Annotated in this window: 15 protein-coding genes; 6 read left to right on the top strand and 9 right to left on the bottom strand. The window is 71.1% G+C overall.

Translation table 11 applies throughout. From position 1 onward, the window contains the following. Positions 1–43 precede the first annotated feature (43 nt). From QQA02_RS04675 to QQA02_RS04665, 3 genes are all read left to right on the top strand, one after another. Positions 44–634: an LGFP repeat-containing protein gene (locus QQA02_RS04675; protein WP_284772874.1), complete on the top strand. Its 591-nt coding sequence runs from the start codon at positions 44–46 to the stop codon at positions 632–634. Positions 635–871: 237 nt separating this feature from the next. Next, positions 872–2,248 carry an RNA 5'-3' helicase PhoH2 gene (gene phoH2, locus QQA02_RS04670; protein WP_284772875.1) on the top strand — a complete coding sequence of 459 codons (1,377 nt, stop codon included), beginning with the start codon at positions 872–874 and terminating at the stop codon, positions 2,246–2,248. A 63-nt stretch (positions 2,249–2,311) separates the two neighbouring features. Further along, a complete protein-coding gene (locus tag QQA02_RS04665; RefSeq protein WP_284772876.1) occupies positions 2,312–2,863 on the top strand; it encodes a GNAT family N-acetyltransferase in 552 nt (183 codons plus the stop codon). Positions 2,864–3,007: 144 nt separating this feature from the next. Here QQA02_RS04665 and QQA02_RS04660 read toward each other — a convergent pair whose 3' ends face one another. The 4 genes from QQA02_RS04660 to glpX form a co-directional block, all read right to left on the bottom strand. Further along, positions 3,008–4,594 (bottom strand): MDR family MFS transporter, encoded by a 1,587-nt coding sequence (locus tag QQA02_RS04660; protein ID WP_284863484.1) that lies wholly within the window; start codon positions 4,592–4,594, stop codon positions 3,008–3,010. Positions 4,595–4,640: 46 nt separating this feature from the next. Next, the gene (locus QQA02_RS04655; protein WP_284772877.1) at positions 4,641–5,378 is read right to left on the bottom strand and encodes a TetR family transcriptional regulator; all 738 of its coding nucleotides are present in this window, start codon (positions 5,376–5,378) and stop codon (positions 4,641–4,643) included. A gap of 165 nt (positions 5,379–5,543) precedes the next feature. Then, entirely contained in the window at positions 5,544–6,947 is a 1,404-nt protein-coding gene (locus QQA02_RS04650; protein WP_284772878.1) for a class II fumarate hydratase, read from the bottom strand. Between the two features lie 147 nt (positions 6,948–7,094). Next, positions 7,095–8,126, bottom strand: coding sequence for a class II fructose-bisphosphatase (gene glpX, locus QQA02_RS04645; RefSeq protein ID WP_284772879.1), 1,032 nt, complete (start codon positions 8,124–8,126; stop codon positions 7,095–7,097). Positions 8,127–8,364: 238 nt separating this feature from the next. Between glpX and QQA02_RS04640 the strand changes: the two genes are divergently transcribed. Then, positions 8,365–9,009, top strand: a complete 645-nt coding sequence (locus tag QQA02_RS04640) for a DUF4245 domain-containing protein (RefSeq protein ID WP_284772880.1) — start codon at positions 8,365–8,367, stop codon at positions 9,007–9,009. 81 nt (positions 9,010–9,090) lie between these two features. Next, positions 9,091–10,194: a DUF3500 domain-containing protein gene (locus QQA02_RS04635; RefSeq protein ID WP_284772882.1), complete on the top strand. Its 1,104-nt coding sequence runs from the start codon at positions 9,091–9,093 to the stop codon at positions 10,192–10,194. A gap of 62 nt (positions 10,195–10,256) precedes the next feature. Here QQA02_RS04635 and QQA02_RS04630 read toward each other — a convergent pair whose 3' ends face one another. Beyond that, positions 10,257–10,598, bottom strand: coding sequence for an exodeoxyribonuclease VII small subunit (locus QQA02_RS04630; RefSeq protein ID WP_284772883.1), 342 nt, complete (start codon positions 10,596–10,598; stop codon positions 10,257–10,259). 54 nt (positions 10,599–10,652) lie between these two features. Beyond that, complete coding sequence (gene xseA / locus QQA02_RS04625) at positions 10,653–11,894, bottom strand: exodeoxyribonuclease VII large subunit (protein ID WP_284772885.1); 1,242 nt, start codon at positions 11,892–11,894, stop codon at positions 10,653–10,655. 150 nt (positions 11,895–12,044) lie between these two features. On the opposite strand from xseA, the gene QQA02_RS04620 reads away from it, so the two are divergent. Next, positions 12,045–13,031 carry a 4-hydroxy-3-methylbut-2-enyl diphosphate reductase gene (locus QQA02_RS04620; protein ID WP_284772886.1) on the top strand — a complete coding sequence of 329 codons (987 nt, stop codon included), beginning with the start codon at positions 12,045–12,047 and terminating at the stop codon, positions 13,029–13,031. 38 nt (positions 13,032–13,069) lie between these two features. Here QQA02_RS04620 and QQA02_RS04615 read toward each other — a convergent pair whose 3' ends face one another. Genes QQA02_RS04615 through QQA02_RS04605 form a run of 3 tightly spaced genes read right to left on the bottom strand, consistent with a single transcriptional unit; the run spans position 13,070 to position 16,879 of the window. Next, positions 13,070–14,023 carry a DUF6542 domain-containing protein gene (locus QQA02_RS04615; protein WP_284772887.1) on the bottom strand — a complete coding sequence of 318 codons (954 nt, stop codon included), beginning with the start codon at positions 14,021–14,023 and terminating at the stop codon, positions 13,070–13,072. Next, positions 14,004–15,176, bottom strand: a complete 1,173-nt coding sequence (locus QQA02_RS04610; protein WP_284863435.1) for a DNA recombination protein RmuC — start codon at positions 15,174–15,176, stop codon at positions 14,004–14,006. The genes QQA02_RS04615 and QQA02_RS04610 overlap by 20 nt, the downstream gene beginning before the upstream one ends. 35 nt (positions 15,177–15,211) lie before the next feature. After that, positions 15,212–16,879, bottom strand: coding sequence for an AI-2E family transporter (locus QQA02_RS04605; protein ID WP_502870972.1), 1,668 nt, complete (start codon positions 16,877–16,879; stop codon positions 15,212–15,214). Between the last annotated feature and the right edge of the window lie 34 nt (positions 16,880–16,913).

Raw genomic sequence — 16,913 nt, 5'->3', positions numbered from 1 at the left:
CACCATGGAAAAGTACACACTCACTGTAAGAAAGGTCTTCACCATGAACCGTTCCCTCACCCGTCGCGTGCTCGCCGGTGCCGCCGCCGGTGCCCTGGCCCTCGGCCTGGTCGCCTGCTCGGATGACGGCAACGACGGCTCGATCGACGAGACCGTCACCTCCAACGCCGTGACCAGCGAGGCGGACGCCTCCGACTCCTCCGACCCCTCGGAGACCGCCTCCGAGTCGGCCTCCGCCTCCGAGTCGGACAAGGCCGACGGCGAGACCCAGGAGATCGAGACCGCCGGCGGCGAGAAGGTCGCCGTGCCGGGCGCGCTGGCCAAGGCCATCGAGGAGCACGAGTCCGACTTCGGCAAGGTCACCGACGTCGAGGAGGGCGAGAACGGCACCGTCGCCACCTTCGAGAACGACGACCGCATCGTCTACTCTGAGGAGACCGACCCGGTCGAGCTGGTGGGCAAGATCGGCGAGACCTGGGTCGAGGAGGGCGGCCTGGACGCCGAGGTCGGCCTGCCGACCGCCCCGGAGAAGGACGCCTCCGAGGCCACCGGCTGGACCCAGGAGTTCCAGAACGGCACCATCTCCTGGATCGACGAGGGCTCCGGCTTCGGCGCCGACATCCAGCAGAGCTAGGGCTCTGGGCTGAGGGCTGAGCCGAGGCTCACCCGGCCGGATCGCCGGTCCCGCACCACGTCGGTGCGGGACCGTTTTCGTCTCCTGGGGCTGTTGTGACTCGAGGGGAAAAGAGCCATCGGAAGTATCCGGCACAGTCACCGACCGTTCATATCCCAGCAATGTAATTCCCGCATACGGCCCTTAGCCTCGGCGGTGGACAGAGGAAAACCCGGCCTACCGAGGAGACGTCCCGACATGACCAGCCCGATCACGCGCACCGCAGAGCACGCCGAGCGAGAGGAGGAGGGTCGGGTGGCCACACGGACCTACGTCATCGACACCTCCGTCCTCCTCTCCGACCCGCACTGCCTGACCAAGTTCGCCGAGCACGAGGTCGTGCTCCCGCTGGTGGTCATCAGCGAGCTCGAGGACAAGCGTAACCACCCGGACCTCGGCTGGTTCGCCCGCGAGGCGCTGCGCCACCTCGAGGAGCTGCGCGCGACCTACGAGCGCCTCGACCGCCCGGTGCCCGTCAACGTCGAGGGCGGCACGCTCGTCGTCGAGCTCAACCACCAGGACCAGGCCGTCCTGCCCGTCGCCTTCCGCGGCCCCGGCGGCGACCAGCGCATCCTGGCCTGCGCGCTCAACCTGCGCGAGGAGGGCCGCGACGTCACCCTGGTGACCAAGGACGTCCCGCTGCGCGTCAAGGCCGGCGCCGTCGGCCTGCCGGCGGACGAGTACCACGCCCAGGACGTCGTGCTCACCGGCTACTCCGGCATGGCGCGCGTGCACGTGCCCGGCGAGGTCGTCGACGCCCTCTTCGCCGACGGCGAGCTCGACTTCGAGCACCCCGGCCTGGCCGACGTGGTCACCGACGACGGCGAGAACCTCGAGGACCTGCCCGTGCACTGCGGCGTGCAGTTCTCCGCGCTCTCCCAGTCGGCCCTCGGCCGGGTGACCGCCACCGGCGTGCGGCTGGTGCGCGGCGACGCCCAGGCCTTCGGCCTGACCGGCCGCTCCGCCGAGCAGCGCATCGCCCTCGACCTGCTCAACGACCCGGAGATCGGCATCGTCTCCATCGGCGGGCGCGCCGGCACCGGCAAGTCCGCGCTGGCCCTGTGCGCCGGCCTCGAGGCCGTCCTCGAGCGCGGCGAGCACCGCCGCATCATCGTCTTCCGCCCGCTCTACGCCGTCGGCGGGCAGACCCTGGGCTACCTGCCCGGCAGCGAGGACGAGAAGATGAACCCCTGGGCCCAGGCCGTGCACGACACGCTGTCCAGTCTCGTCTCCCAGAACGTCCTCGACGAGATCGAGGACCGCGGCCTGCTCGAGGTGCTGCCCCTGACCCACATCCGAGGCCGCAGCCTGCACGACGCCTTCGTCATCGTCGACGAGGCGCAGTCGCTGGAGCGCAACGTCTTGCTGACGGTCCTGTCCCGTCTGGGCGCGCGCTCGAGGGTCGTGCTCACCCACGACGTCGCCCAGCGCGACAACCTGCGCGTCGGCCGTCACGACGGCGTGCAGGCCGTCATCGAGAAGCTCAAGGACCACCACCTGTTCGCGCACGTGACGCTGCGCCGCTCCGAGCGCTCCGAGATCGCCGAACTGGTCACCGAGCTGCTCGGCGACTGACCCGGGAAAAGGCGTCCGGCCAACTGGTTGCGCGGCCCGCGCAGAGACAGGAAAATGGTGGGCATGGCAGAAAAGACCTTCACCGTCCGGGACTTCCGCCAGGAAGACTTCCCGCAGGTCCAGGGAATCTACGAGCACGGCCTGAACACCGGGCACGCCTCCTACGAGCGGCGCGCCTGGGACTGGGAGAAATTCAGCACCTCGAAGCTGCTGGAGAGCGTCCAGGTCGCCGTCGACAAGGAGGACGACTCGAAGCTGCTCGGCTGGGTCGCCGCAGCCCCGGTCTCCTCGCGCCGCGTCTTCAGCGGCGTGGTCGAGGACTCCATCTACATCTCCCCGGACGCCCAGGGCCGCGGCGTGGCCAGCGCCCTGCTCGACGCGCTGATCGAGCGCGTCTCCCAGATGGGCAAGTGGGCCATCCACTCCTGGATCTTCCCGGAGAACGAGGGCTCGGCGCGCCTGCACGCCTCCCGCGGCTTCGAGAAGGTGGGCACCTACCACCACCTGGCCAAGATGCCCTACGGCGAGCTCGCCGGCCAGTGGCGCGACACCGACGTCTGGGAGAAGCTGCTGCCCAAGCCCGAGATCCACGTCGACGACCTGCCCGACAGCTGACCTGCCCGACAGCTGACCTGCTCCGCGCCCGACCGGCCGCGGGCCTCACACAAGTCACAGGAAAGCGCCCGCCCCCTGCACCAGGGGACGGGCGCTTTTGCGCGCTCGCGCACGCCGCGCGGCGTCGGCAATCTCAACGCCGGATCAGGAGATGGTCTCCTTGAGGGTGTCGGCGCGGATGCCGATCAGGATCAGCCCGCAGACCAGGGCGATGGGGGCGAGCAGCAGGAAGATCGGGGTCAGCGCGTCGTTGTAGCTGGACTCGATGGCGATCATGATCGGCTCGGGAAGCGAGTTGACCAGGTCCGGGGTCAGCCGCGCGCTGTCGATCTGCGGCAGCTGGCCGCCGGCGGCCGCGCCCGCCTGGCCCATCGAGGCCATGGCCTCGGGGATGCGCTCGGCGAGCAGGTCCTTCAGCTTGTCCACGAACAGGCCGCCGACCAGGGCCGCGCCGACCGAGCCGCCGATCTGGCGGAAGAAGTTGTTCGCGGCGGTGACGGTGCCGACCTCGCGGACGGCGAAGGAGTTCTGCACGATGAGCACCAGCACCTGCATGGCGCAGCCGATGCCGAAGCCGAAGACGAAGATGCGCAGGCCCACGCCGGTCAGGCTGGTCTCGCGGTCCAGGCGCGACATCAGGACCAGCCCGGCGGTGACGATGAACATGCCCACGATCGGGAAGACCTTGTAGTTGCCGGTGCGCGAGACCAGGCCGCCGACGGCGATCGAGGTGCCCATGACACCGACCATCATCCAGATCAGCATCAGCCCGGCCGCGGTCGGGGACAGGCCGTGGACCATCTGCAGGTAGGTGGGGAAGTAGGCCAGCGAGCCGAACATGAAGACGCCGATGCCGAAGCCGGCGACGGTGGTCAGCACGAAGTTGCGGTTGGCGAACAGCCGCATCGGCACCAGCGGGTCCTCCGCGCGCAGCTCGACGAAGACGAAGAGCGCGCCGACGACGACGAAGGTCACGATCAGCCCGATGATCACCGGATCCGACCACTCGTACTCGTTGCCGCCCCAGGTGGTCACGAGCACCAGGGCCGCGGTGGCGATCGCCATGGTCGCGGTGCCCGCCCAGTCGAGGTTGAGGCGGCGCTCGCGCTCGGGCAGGCGCAGCAGGAAGGCGACCGCCACGATCGAGACCAGACCCAGCGGGACGTTGAGCCACAGGCCCCAGCGCCAGCCGGGGCCGTCGGTGAACCAGCCGCCGAGCACCGGGCCGAGCACCGAGGAGACGGCGAAGGCCGAGCCCATGATGCCCATGTACTTGCCGCGCTCGCGAGGGGTGGTCACCTCGGCCGTGATGGCCTGCGAGAGGATCATCATGCCGCCGCCGGAGATGCCCTGCAGCACGCGGGCGACGATGAGCACGGCCATCGAGTTGGCGAACCCGCCGAGCAGGGAACCGAGGACGAACAGGGCGTTGGCGAAGATGAACAGGCCCTTGCGCCCGATCTGGTCGCCCAGCTTGCCGAAGATCGGCAGCGAGATGGTCTGGCCGAGCAGGAAGCCGGTGATCACCCAGCTCATGTGCTCCACGCCGCCGAGCTCGCCGACGATGGTCGGCAGGGCGGTGGAGAAGATCATCTGGCCCAGCGAGCTCATCAGCATGGAGAGCATCAGCGAGGCGATGATCCAGGGCAGCAGGCGGCGGGTCTCGGCGGGGATGCCGGAGGGGTGCGTGGCCTCGGGGGTGGTGGACGTGGCGGCGGCGGTGTCGGGCATGCGGTCGCCGGCGTCGTGCTTGGCGACGGTCGCGGTATCGGCTGGGTCAGTGGTGCTCACCGGTGGCCTCCTTTCGGGTCTCGGGGGAAGTGTTCTGGTTGTTCTGTGTGGCCGGGTCGGGCGCGGCGTCGGGGCCGGGGCGCAGCGAGAGACGCAGCAGGTTGCGCAGCGCCTCGCGGCAGGTGGGCTTGAGGTCCTCGAGCACGCTGTCCGGCTGCCGGATCCAGGCGTGCATGCCGACTCGGAGCGCGGTGCCGCACAGCGCCACCGCGTACAGCGCCTCCTGCTCGACCGGCATGTCGGGGGCCGAACGGGCCCCGGGGTGACGCTCGAGGAAGGCCGTCATGATCCCCGCGTAGGCGGAGTACAGTTCCGGGTCCCGGTAGTACCTCTGGATCACCGAGCCCGGGGCCTGACGGTTGAGGATCTTGCGGCGCTTGATCACCTGCAGGCTGGGGGCGCGTCCCTTGGGGGCGGCCGCCAGCACCGAGCAGTCGAAGTAGAAGTACAGCAGGTCGACCAGTGGCTCGGCGTGCTCCGCCTCGATGAAGGCGGTGCCCGCGTCCTCGGAGGGCGGCTCGAGCGGCAGCCCGTAGACGGCCGTCTCCTTGGAGTCGACGTAGTTGAAGAAGGTGCGACGGGCGATGCCGGCGACCTCGCAGATCTCGTCGACCGTGACGCAGTCGAAGCCGCGCTCGAGGACGAGCGCGGTCGCCGCGTCCTCGATCGCGTCGAAGGTCGCCCGCCGCTTCGTCTCGCGCAGGCTCAGGTTCTCATCGGTCACGGCGGACCAACTTAGTGCTATCAGTGCACTGGGTGCAAGTATGCACGCGGTGCATGTTTACGGTGCAGGTCAGAGGCTGTGCATCGCGCACAGAGAGACCCGTCCCGGCCGCGGGTGCGGTCGGGACGGGTCCGGTCGTGCTCTGTGCCGCTCAGCGGCGGGGGATCACTCGTCGCGGTCGGTGTTGCACATGCTCAGCACGTCGAGGCGCCTGTCCAGCTCCTCCTCGGTGAGGTTCTCGCCGTCGACGAAGCCGAGGTCGATGACGGCCTGGCGCACGGTGATCTTCTCGTGCAGGGCGTGCTTGGCGGCCTTGGCGGCGTTCTCGTAGCCGATCGCCGAGTTCAGCGGGGTGACGATCGAGGTCGAGGACTCCGCGAAGTGACGCATGCGCTCCACGTTCGGCTCGATGCCGTCGACGCAGTTCTCCGCGAAGATGCGGGCGACGTTGGACAGCAGGCGGGCGGACTCGAGCACGTTGCGCGCCATCATCGGGATGAAGACGTTGAGCTCGAAGTGGCCCTGGGAGCCACCGAAGGCGACGGCGGCGTCGTTGCCGATGACCTGGGCGGCGACCTGGGTGGCCGACTCGCACAGCACCGGGTTGACCTTGCCCGGCATGATCGAGGAGCCCGGCTGCAGGTCCTTGAGGTGGATCTCGGCCAGGCCGGTCAGCGGGCCGGAGCCCATCAGGCGGATGTCGTTGGCGATCTTGTTCAGGGAGACCGCGATGGTGCGCATCGCGCCGGAGTACTCGACCAGGGCGTCACGGGCGGCCTGCGCCTCGAAGTGGTTGCGGGCCTCGCGCAGCTGCTCCAGGCCGGTGAGCTTCTTGAGCTCCTCGGTGACCTTCGCGCCGAAGTCGGCGGAGGTGTTCAGGCCGGTGCCGGTGGCGGTGCCGCCGATGGCCAGCTCACCCAGGCGCGGCAGGGTGGCCTCGACGCGCTCGATGCCGGCGGCGATCTGGTGGGCGTAGCCGCTGAACTCCTGGCCCAGGGTGACCGGGGTGGCGTCCATGAGGTGGGTGCGACCGGACTTGACGATCTCCTCCCACTCGTGGGCCTTCTTGTCCAGGGAGTCGTGCAGGACCTTCAGAGCCGGGATCAGGTGGTTGACGGCCGACTCGGTCGCGGCGACGTGGGTCGCGGTCGGGAAGGTGTCGTTGGAGGACTGACCCATGTTGACGTGGTCGTTCGGGTGGATCTCGACGCCGTTGTTGTGCGCGATCGACGCGATGACCTCGTTGGTGTTCATGTTCGACGAGGTGCCCGAACCGGTCTGGAAGACGTCGATGGGGAACTGGTCGTCGTGCTCGTTGCCGGCGATCTCGCGGGCGGCGGCGATGATCGCGTCGGCCTTCTCGGCGTCCAGGGCGCCGGAGGCCTTGTTGACCTCGGCGCAGGCGGCCTTCAGCAGGCCGAGCGCGCGGATCTGGGTCGCCTCGAGGCCGCGGCCCGAGACCGGGAAGTTCTGCACCGCGCGCTGGGTCTGCGCACGCCACAGAGCGTCGACGGGCACCTTGACCTCACCCATCGTGTCGTGCTCGATGCGGTATTCCTGATCTGCCATGACTGTCTCAACCACTTTCATCTGCTGGTGTTAGTTAAGTATGTGGTCCGGTGCGCTCACCGACGGGGGAGCGCCGGGCGTGGCACCGGGTCCGACGCGGGGCCTATAGCCCCGGTGTCGGACCCGGGATCCAGTGTGCCCGAAAACTCAGGCGTTCGGGTCGGAGTAGTCGACCACGGCGTACTCCTGCAGCTTCTTGAGCAGGTGACGCGACTCGACGTAGCGCACCGTGCCGGACTTGGAGCGCATGACCACCGAACGGGTGGTGGCGCCGGCGTTGCGGTAGGTCACGCCGCGCAGCATGTCGCCGTTGGTCACGCCGGTGGCGGCGAAGTAGCAGTTGTCGGAGGTGACCAGGTCGTTGGTGGTCAGCACGCGGCCCAGGTCGTGGCCGGCGTTGCGGGCCTTGGCGGCCTCCTCGTCGTTGCGCGGGGCCAGGATGCCCTGGATCTCGCCGCCCATCGACTTCATGGCGCAGGCGGTGATGATGCCCTCCGGGGTACCGCCGGTGCCCATGCAGATGTCGACCGAGTTGAAGGTCGTGTCCTGGGCGGCGGCGACGGAACCGGCGACGTCGCCGTCGGAGATCAGACGCACCTTGGCGCCGGCGCGGCGGATCTCGGCGATGAGGTCCTTGTGGCGCGGGCGGTCCAGCACGACGACGTTGACCTCGGAGGGGCGGATGCCCTTGGCCTTGGCCACGGCGTTGATGTTGTGCGCGACCGGGGCCTCGATGTCGATGGAGCCGGCGGCCTCCGGGCCCACGGCGATCTTCTTCATGTAGAACACCGCGGACGGGTCGTACATGGTGCCGCGCTCGGCGGCGGCGATCACGGAGATGGCGTTCTGGCGGCCCTCAGCCATCAGGGTCGTGCCGTCGACCGGGTCCACGGCGATGTCGACCTCGGCGCCGAAGCCGGTGCCGACCTCCTCGCCGTTGAACAGCATCGGGGCCTCGTCCTTCTCGCCCTCGCCGATGACGACGACGCCCTTCATGGTCACCGAGTTGATCAGGGCGCGCATCGCGTCGACGGCGGCGCCGTCGCCCTCGTTCTTCATCCCGCGGCCCACCCAGCGGCCCGAGGCCAGCGCGGCCGCCTCGGTGACGCGGACGAGCTCCATGGCGAGGTTGCGGTCGGGGGCCTCGTGGCCCTCAGTGCCGTGCTTTTCGGTGGTCATACTGGCAATTCCTCCTGGGAGACCGGTTCTTGGGTACCACTTATATTGTTGCACTTTCCGGGGCGGAACCGGAGTGACGTGCACCCCTGGAATAGGGCAGTGCCGTGAATGCCACCGTCGGTCGCGCGTGCGTGCTCTCCCACGGGTGCGGTCATACGGAGTCTGTGAGTACTGTCTGCACACACCCCTGAGGTGGGCGGCTGCGGCCGTGTCCCGCGGACATGCGATACTTGGGCACGTGTCGGAGAAACCCAGGATCTTCAACGGAACGCGGGACATGGTCCTCACCCTCGTGGTGATGGGCGTGATCATCGTCCTCGCGGTCGCGCCGACCGGTATGTGCTCCTTCGAGCCGGGCCGCCCCGAGAACGGGCCGGTCCGCGAGGTCGACGCGGGGACCTTCCTGCACATGGAGGCCGCGAGCCTGGGCGTGCCCGTGCGCGACCCCGGCGTCCCCGAGGGCTGGACGCCGAACTCCGCGCGCCGCGGCACCGCCGGCGGCGAGGAGGCCGCCGTGACCGGCTACATCACCGCCGACGAGGGTTACCTGCAGCTGACCCAGACCGGCGCCTCCGAGCAGGACGCCGCCGCCACCGAGGGACGCGAGAAGACCGGCGAGCGCGAGGTCGCGGGCGTCACCGTCTCCGTCTACGCGGCTGACAGCGACGAGGTCCGCGACATCTGGGCGATCGACCTGGGCCAGACCCGCGCGCTGATCAGCGGCGCGGCCCCCGAGCCCGACTGGGAGACGCTCACCGAGGCCGTCGCGAAAGCCCCGGTCATCGACCAGAACCCCGGCGCGGAGACCGGCGGGGGCGCCGCCGACGGGCAGGCCCCGGCCGCCGCGAACACCGAAGCGGGGAGAGCCAGTCCTGACGGGTAGGCACGGGATCCCGCGCAACGCTGCGGGAGTTCACAGGGCCACACTCAGCCCGCACACAGGTCCGGGAGCACAATGGAGAGCATGCGTTTGACGTCCAGGTCCGCGACCCCCGTCGGCTTCCGCCGTCGGCGGCGCCGCGTGGCCGTCCTTGTGCCGCTGGTCGCACTCGGTGTGATCAGCGTCGGCGGCGTCGTGGCGCTGGTCCGCAATGACACCCTGACCTCGGCCCGCGGCGAGGAACCCGAGTCACTGGCCGTCGGTTCCCTGGTCGCGCCCACCGAACGCGGCGCCGCCGGGGCCGAGCAGGAGCCCGACGACGCCGGCCACGGCACCGGGGTCCTGCGCGCGGGCTCCGTCGGCGCGGACCCGACCGCCGCCGGCGGCGCGATGGCCACGGTGACCGTCAGCGCGGTCGATTTCCTGGAGTCCCTCGACGACGTCCAGCGCGCCCAGCTGACCGGCCGCGGCCTGGACACCCGGGAGCTCGACGGCCGCCAGCTGGCCGCCGGCAAGCGGCTCGCGCGCGTGCTGGTCAGCGACGACGCCTACTCCGCGCTCTCCGAGAGCGGCGACGGGGACGCCAGCGACGACCTGCGCCTGCGGATGAGCGGCGACCCGCTCGACGGCGACGCCTGGTCGGTGCGCGCCGACGGGGAGTCCCTCGACGTCGGCGCGGCCGTCGACCCGAAGCGCAGCACCGTCACCGTCGCCCCGGCCCGGGCCAGCTACACCGCGGCGGACAACGGCCGCGGCGCGGAGCCGCGCAACCCGGTGCTGGGCATGTACGGCTCGGCCTTCGCCTTCTTCAACTCGCTGACCCACGAGCAGCGCTCGGCCGTCTACCAGAACTCCACGCCCGAGGCCTCCGACTGCCTCGAGGACGTCTCTTGCACCCGCCCCGAGGTCGACGGGCTCAAGGGCAGCGAACTCAACGACGCCCAGAAGCACCTGCTGCTCGACATGGTCGCCGACTGGGTCGACCTGACCTCGCAGAAGTCCGGCAAGGCGGTGCTGCGCGAGTTCACCGCGGACATCGACTCCGTCTCCGTCGAGTGGTCGGGCTCCACCGTCTACGACCTGTCCCAGGGCGGCGGCATCGGCCTGCGCCTGAAGGGCTCGCCCGGCTACTTCGAGTTCGCAAACTCCGACTGGACCGCCGCGCGCAGCGTCTACCTGCGCGGCTGAGCGGCCCGCCCCCCCTCAGACAGATTGACGACGCCGCGCGTGCGGCGCCGTTTTCGTCTTTGTTACTGCTGCGCGTTCGCCCCGGTGCTCTGCGCGCCCGCGCCGCCCTCCTGCCCGGCGCCGTCGCGGCGGGAAAGGGCGTCCTCGACCTTCTTGGAGGCCCGCGCGAGCTGGCGCTCGCAGTGGCCGGCCAGCTCCTCGGCGCGCTCCCAGTAGCGCAGGGACTCGTCCAAGCTCATCTGGCCGAGCTCGAGGATCTTGACGATCTCGACGAGCTGGTCGCGCGCGGTCTCGTAGTTGAGCTGGTCGACCGGCGGGAAGGCGTCCTCGCCGGGCTCGCCGGTGCCGAAGGCGTCGCGGTTGGCGTGCTGCTGGTTGGGCTGGTTGGCGTTCGGCTGGGTCATCGTGGTTCTCCTCTGGAAGTTGGCGGGGCGGGTCAGTCGGCGGGGCGGGGCGGGTCAGTCGGCGGGGCGGGTGGACATGCCGGCGGCGGTGATCGAGCCGTCGGTGACCCGGATGCGCAGCTGGCTTCCGGGCGGGGCTTGGCCGATCTCGGTGACCACCTCCGGCGGGGTGCCGTCGCGCGGGACGACCTGGACCACCGAGTAACCGCGGGCCAGCGTGGCGGCCGGGCCGAGCGTGGCCACCCGGGCGCGCAGCCCGGTGACCCGCTCGCGCTCGCGGGCGAGCAGCTGGCTGATGTCGCGGCGGGCCAGGTCGAGTGCGCGGCCGATCTCCTCGCGCCGGGTCTCGATCGGGGTCATCGGGTTAGCCAGCACCGGCCGCGAGCGCAGCTGGGCGAGGCCTCGCTCCTCGCGGCGCACCCAGTTGCGCAGGGCGGCCGCCGCCCGGGCGCGGGCCTCTGCGAGCAGGTCGCGCTCGGCGGCGACATCCGGGACCACGCGCTTGGCCGCGTCGGTGGGTGTGGCCGCGCGCAGGTCGGCGACGTTGTCGAGCACCGGGTGGTCCGGTTCGTGGCCGATCGCGGAGACGACCGGGGTGCCGGCGGCCGCCACGGCGCGCTGCAGGGCCTCCTCGGAAAACGGCAGCAGGTCCTCGACCGAGCCGCCGCCGCGGGCGATGATGATGACGTCGACCTCCGGGTCGGCGTCGAGGGTGCGCAGCGCCTCGATGACCTTCGGCGCGGCGTCGGCGCCCTGCACGGGCGTGTGCACCGTGCGGAAGGCGACCTCGGGCCAGCGGTCCTCGGCCACCGAGCGCACGTCGCGCTCGGCGGCGGAGTCGCGCGAGGTGATCAAGCCGATGAGCTGCGGCAGGTACGGAAGCCGGCGCTTGCGGGAGGGGTCGAACAGCCCCTCGGCGGCCAGCTGGTTGCGCAGCGCCTCGATGCGGGCGAGCAGCTCGCCCACGCCGACGGGACGGATCTCGGTGGTCCACAGCGAAAACTCGCCGCGCCCCGCGTAGAAGGCGGGTTTACCGCGCACGACGACCCGCGCGCCGTCGTCAAGCGGCATCGGCGAGTCGCGCACGAGCTTGGCCGGGCACGTCAGCTTCACGCTGGCCTGGCGCTCGGTGTCGCGCAGCGTAAGGTAGGCCAGCTTCCAGTTCGGCTTCGCGGCGACCTGGGTGAGCTGACCTTCGACCCAGATCGTGCCCATCCGCTCGACCCAGCCCTTGACCATGTCGTTGAGCCGGCTGACGGGGACCGGCCGTTCGGCGCTGGTGACCATTTTGCCCATGGCGCAGAGTCTATCGCCGCCGCGCGACGGCCCGCCGGGCGCACCGGAGCGGCCGGTGGAAGACGCCACGGACGGGTGTGAGGCTGTGGATAACCGGACCCGCGCGCTGTGCGTTGTGCCCCGTGGACAGGGCTGGGTACGGTGGGGCGCATGAGTGAAGGAGACAAGCAGGTGCTGCTCGCCGCGCCCCGCGGCTACTGCGCGGGTGTCGACCGTGCGGTGGAGACCGTGGAGAAGGCGCTGGAGAAGTACGGCGCCCCCGTGTACGTGCGCAAGGAGATCGTGCACAACCGCTACGTGGTGGACACGCTGGCCGAACGCGGGGTCATCTTCGTCGACGAGACCGACGAGGTCCCCGAGGGCGCCCACCTGGTCTTCTCCGCCCACGGCGTCAGCCCCGCGGTGCGCGACTCGGCCGACGGGCTGCAGCTGCGCACCCTGGACGCGACCTGTCCGCTGGTGACCAAGGTCCACAACGAGGTCAAGCGCTTCGCCCGCGACGGCTACCACATCCTGCTCATCGGGCATGAGGGCCACGAGGAAGTCGAGGGCACCGCGGGTGAGGCCCCGGAGGTCACCCACCTTGTCGACGGCGTCGAGGGCGTGGCGAAGCTCCCGGACTTCCTCGACGACGAGAAGCTGATCTGGCTGTCCCAGACCACGCTGTCGGTCGACGAGACCCTGCAGATCCGCCAGGAGCTGCACCGGCGCTTCCCGCAGCTGGAGGACCCGCCGAGCGACGACATCTGCTACGCCACCCAGAACCGCCAGGTCGCCGTCAAGGCGATCGCGGAGCGCTGCGAGCTGATGATCGTCGTCGGCTCCCAGAACTCCTCGAACTCGAAGCGTCTGGTGGAGGTCGCCCTGCAGGCCGGCGCAGAGGACGCCCACCTGATCGACTACGCCGAGCAGATCGACCCGGCGTGGCTCGAGGGCGTCACGACCGTCGGCGTGACCTCGGGGGCGAGCGTGCCGGAGATCCTGGTGCGCACCGTCGTCGAGCGCCTGGGGGAGTACGGCTTCGGCGGGGTCGAGGAGGTCACCACGGCCTCCGAGACGATCACCTTCGCGCTGCCGCGTGACCTGCGTCCGGCGCGCACCCGCAAGGGCGCGGCCCGGGCGGCCCAGTCCTCCTAGGGACTCCGGGGGCCTGCGCCTCCCGGGCCCCTTGAGGCTCAGTCCTCGTAAAGGTCGCGGTTGAGCGACTCGCGGCGCTGACGCCGCGCTTCGTTGCGGCGGATCAGCTCCTGCACCGTGACCTGCTGGCTGCGGCGCTTGGCGCGGTCCGAGGTGCGCTCGCGGCGGTCGCGACGGCCCTTGCGCGAGCGGCGCTCGCCGCGCGGCTCCTCGACCCCGGCGTCGGGGGTGCGCCGACGGATGGGGCGCCCGGGACGCTCGGTACGCGCGGAGACTTCAGCACGCCCGGTACGTTCGCTGCGCTCAGCGCTCTCGTCGCGATCGGGGCGCTCGTCGCGCAGGACACGCGGGACACGCGTCGAGGCGGCGGCACCGGCCACGGTGGCCTCGTCCTCGCGCACACCCTCGCCCGGTGCCGCGGTCGCGGTGGTCGCCGTGGCCGCCCGGCCCTCGCCGGCACCGGCGCCTGCGCGTCGGCGGGCCCGGGTGGCGGTGGTGCGGTTGCGGCGGTCCGCCTCGGCGTCGCGGCGCCGCCTGGCCTGCCGCTGGCGCTGGCTGCGCGCCAGGTTGCGGTGCAGCAGGTGCAGGCGCAGCCAGGCGATCAGGGCGGCGCCGGCGACCACGAGCGCGAGCACGGGGAAGAACTGGAAGACCGGGTAGATCATCGTGATGATCGCCGTGGTCGAGGTGCCCGAGACGTTCGGGCTGAGCTGGCGGCCGATCAGCCAGGCCGTGGCCAGCGTGAACACCACGAAGGTCAGCGGCATCGTGGCGACGGTCAAGAAGAGCCCCCGCGGCTGGGTGAACAGGGCGACGACCACGGCGGCGACGGCGAAGCACGTCAGGTAGAGGGCGCCCATCTCCTGGTTGAGCAGGCTGATGAGCATCCCGGTGGCCAGCGCGGCGACCACGATGGCCACGCCGGACCACACCGGCAGCCCGACGGCGCCGAGGTCGGAGGCGGTGCGGAATCTACGGGTCGTGTGGGACACGGTCCGCAATCTTACCGTGGCGTCCGCCCTCGACCGATGCGGGTCGGGGCCGCGTGGCGGGCTGCGGGTCGCGCACCTCGCGGTCGGTGCGGACGGGCACACCCATCTCGGCGAGCCTGCGGGCCGTCACCCCGACGCGCGAGTCCAGGGAACCCAGCGTCGAGTTGTAGGCCTCGACGGTGCGGTCGAGGGCCCGGCCGACCTGCGCGTAGTGCTCGTTGAGTGTGCCCAGGCGGGTGTAGAGCTGGCGACCCAGCCGGTGGATCTCGCGGGCCTTGTCGGAGAAGTCCTCCTGGCGCCAGCCCAGCGCCACGGTGCGCAGCAGCGCGAACAACGTGGTGGGGGTGGCGATGACCACGGAGTTGGCCATGCCGTACTCGAGGATCTCGGGGTCGACCTGCAGCGCGGAGTCCAGGAACGGGTCGGCGGGCACGAAGAGCACGACGAACTCCGGGGTGGGGGAGAAGGCGGCGACGTACTCGCGGCGGGCGAGCTCGACGACATGCGAGCGCAGCTGGTGGGCGTGGCGGCGCAGGAAGGCGGCGTGCTCCTCCGGGTCGTCGGTCTCCAGGGCGTCGAGGTAGGCGGCGTAGGGCACCTTCGCGTCGACGACGATGCTGCGCCCGCCGGCGAGGTGGACGACCATGTCCGGCTTGACCAGCTTGCCCTCGAGACGGGCGGTGACCTGGGTGTCGAAGTCGCAGTGCTCGACCATGCCGCCGAGCTCGACGACGCGGGAGAGCTGCATCTCGCCCCAGCGGCCGCGCACCTGCGGCGAGCGCAGCGAGGCGACCAGCCGGTCGGTGCGGTCGGAGAGCCTCGTGGAGGTGCGCGTCATCGCCTGGACCTGGCTGGTCAGCGCGGCCATGGTGGCCGCGCGGTCGTGGTCCATGCCGCGCAGCTCGGCGCCGAGGCGGCCGACGGCCTCGTTGAGCGGGGCGATGGAGGCGGCCACGTCGGAGACGCGGGCCAGCGGGTTCACCGTGGTGGCGTCGGGATTGCTGACGCCCCACCCGTCGCCGTCGCCGGTCCCGTCACCGCGGGCGACCTCGCGCCCGGGCGCGGTGGCGGAACGGCCGCGCCCCCAGGCGAGCCAGCCGCCGACGACGCCGAGGACGAGGCCGACGAGCAGGGAGACAATGTGAATCGTCATGCCTCCCAGACTGGCACAGGCGCGCGGCGGGAGTCCTAGCGGCGGCGCAGTTTATCGAACACGGAGGCGACGCGGCGTGCGCCGGCGGCGGTCGCGGTGCCGACCGCGGCGGTGCGCCGGGCGAAGCCGGAGCGCCCCTCGCCTGCGCCGTCCCCGCGCTCTGCGCCGCCGAACCAGCCGCGCCCGCCGAAGCCGGGGCGGTGGCCGTGGCCGGAATCTGTGGCGCCTTCAGGCGCCGCCTCCGCCGGGGCGTCGGGGTCGCCGGCGGCGGCGACGCGCACGGCGTCGTGAAGCTCGGCGCGCATGCGCTGGCCCTCCTCCTCGGCGACGGTGCCCACCGCCACGCCGGCGCGGGTGATGAACTCGATCTCGTCGAGGCTGCGCTCGCCGGAGCGCAGCATCATGATGTCCTGGCTGTAGCGGAAGGCCACGGCGATCATCGCGGCCATCGGCACGGCCAGGAAGGCGCCGGCGATGTTGAACAGGCCGCCGCCGACGGTGACGGAGACCAGCACGATGACCGGGTGCAGGTTCATCGCCTTCGACTGCAGCATCGGGGAGAGCACGTTGCCCTCGAGCTGCTGGACGGCGACGATGAGCACGAGCGTGATCAGCGCCTCCGGCACGCCGAGGGAGACCAGCGCGATGAGCACGGCCAGCGCGCCGGCGCTGACGGCACCGACGATCGGGATGAAGCCGGCGACGAAGGTGATGATCGCCAGCGCGAGCGCCATGGGCACGCCGATGAAGTACAGGCCGACACCGATGCACAGCGCGTCGACGGCGGAGACGACCGCCTGGGCGCGGATGTAGCCGCCCAGCGAGCGCCAGGCGCGGGTGAGTAGCTCGGTCAGGTGCCAGCCCTGGCGGCGGCCGACCACGCGGCGCACCCAGGGCAGGAACTTGTGGCCGTCCTTGAGGAAGAAGAAGGTCAGCACGAAGACGACGACGAGGGTGAACGCCATCGAGGTCACCGTCGAGATGCCCGCGAACACGCCGCCGGCGATGGTGCCGGCCTGGTTCTGGATCCAGGAGACGGCCTCGTTGATGGCCTGGTCGAAGTCCTCGCTGTCCAGGTTGACCGGCGGGCCCTGCAGCCACAGGCGCAGGCGCTGGATGCCCTCGACGGCCTGCAGGATCATCGCCTGCGACTGCCGGGCGACGTCCGGGGCGACCACGGCGAAGAGGCCGCCGACGATGCCGAAGAAGCCGAGCAGCGTGATCAGTGCGGCCAGCCCGCCGGGCACGTGGTGGCGGCGCAGCCAGCCGGTCGGGGCGGCCAGCACCGTGCACAGGATCAGGGCGATGATCACCGGGAAGATGCCGGCCCAGAACTTGCCGAGCACGAACCACGCGCCGTAGGCCGTCACGCAGATGACGAGGATCTGCACGCAGACCTTCGCCGCGTCGCGCAGGGCGCGCAGCATGACTACGGAGCGGTCGACCTCGTCGTTGGCGGTGTCCACGGTGCTCATCGCGTCCGTGCGCAGCGCGTCGTCGACCGGGGTGTACGGCTCCTCTTCGGGGGCGGTGTGCTCGGCGTCGGGGAGCTGGTCCGCGGCCTCCGCCGCGATTGCCGACGCCGCGCGGGCGTCGCCGTCGCCGGGTACGTCACGGCGAGCGTCGCGCTCCCCGCCGACGTCGCCGGCGTCGGGATCCGGGCCGCGGGGCGTTGTCTCCTCGTTGTCACTCACGCCCACCATCTTGCCGTACCCGCGCGACGGCGGCCCGTGGGGT

It is taken from the genome of Corynebacterium sp. MSK006, assembly GCF_030232385.1.
Lineage (GTDB): Bacteria > Actinomycetota > Actinomycetes > Mycobacteriales > Mycobacteriaceae > Corynebacterium > Corynebacterium frankenforstense_A.
Note: the sequence above shows the minus strand (reverse complement) of the source record. Positions and strands in the feature narration are given on the sequence as shown.

What these genes read in the sequence shown, in the direction of transcription:
- QQA02_RS04675 (WP_284772874.1), top strand. Translation starts at nt 44, where the DNA reads ATGAACCGTTCCCTCACCCGTCGCGTGCTCGCCGGTGCCGCCGCCGGT.
- phoH2 (WP_284772875.1), top strand. Translation starts at nt 872, where the DNA reads ATGACCAGCCCGATCACGCGCACCGCAGAGCACGCCGAGCGAGAGGAG.
- QQA02_RS04665 (WP_284772876.1), top strand. Translation starts at nt 2,312, where the DNA reads ATGGCAGAAAAGACCTTCACCGTCCGGGACTTCCGCCAGGAAGACTTC.
- QQA02_RS04660 (WP_284863484.1), bottom strand. Translation starts at nt 4,594, where the DNA reads ATGCCCGACACCGCCGCCGCCACGTCCACCACCCCCGAGGCCACGCAC.
- QQA02_RS04650 (WP_284772878.1), bottom strand. Translation starts at nt 6,947, where the DNA reads ATGGCAGATCAGGAATACCGCATCGAGCACGACACGATGGGTGAGGTC.
- glpX (WP_284772879.1), bottom strand. Translation starts at nt 8,126, where the DNA reads ATGACCACCGAAAAGCACGGCACTGAGGGCCACGAGGCCCCCGACCGC.
- QQA02_RS04635 (WP_284772882.1), top strand. Translation starts at nt 9,091, where the DNA reads ATGCGTTTGACGTCCAGGTCCGCGACCCCCGTCGGCTTCCGCCGTCGG.
- QQA02_RS04630 (WP_284772883.1), bottom strand. Translation starts at nt 10,598, where the DNA reads ATGACCCAGCCGAACGCCAACCAGCCCAACCAGCAGCACGCCAACCGC.
- xseA (WP_284772885.1), bottom strand. Translation starts at nt 11,894, where the DNA reads ATGGGCAAAATGGTCACCAGCGCCGAACGGCCGGTCCCCGTCAGCCGG.
- QQA02_RS04620 (WP_284772886.1), top strand. Translation starts at nt 12,045, where the DNA reads ATGAGTGAAGGAGACAAGCAGGTGCTGCTCGCCGCGCCCCGCGGCTAC.
- QQA02_RS04610 (WP_284863435.1), bottom strand. Translation starts at nt 15,176, where the DNA reads ATGACGATTCACATTGTCTCCCTGCTCGTCGGCCTCGTCCTCGGCGTC.
- QQA02_RS04605 (WP_502870972.1), bottom strand. Translation starts at nt 16,879, where the DNA reads ATGGTGGGCGTGAGTGACAACGAGGAGACAACGCCCCGCGGCCCGGAT.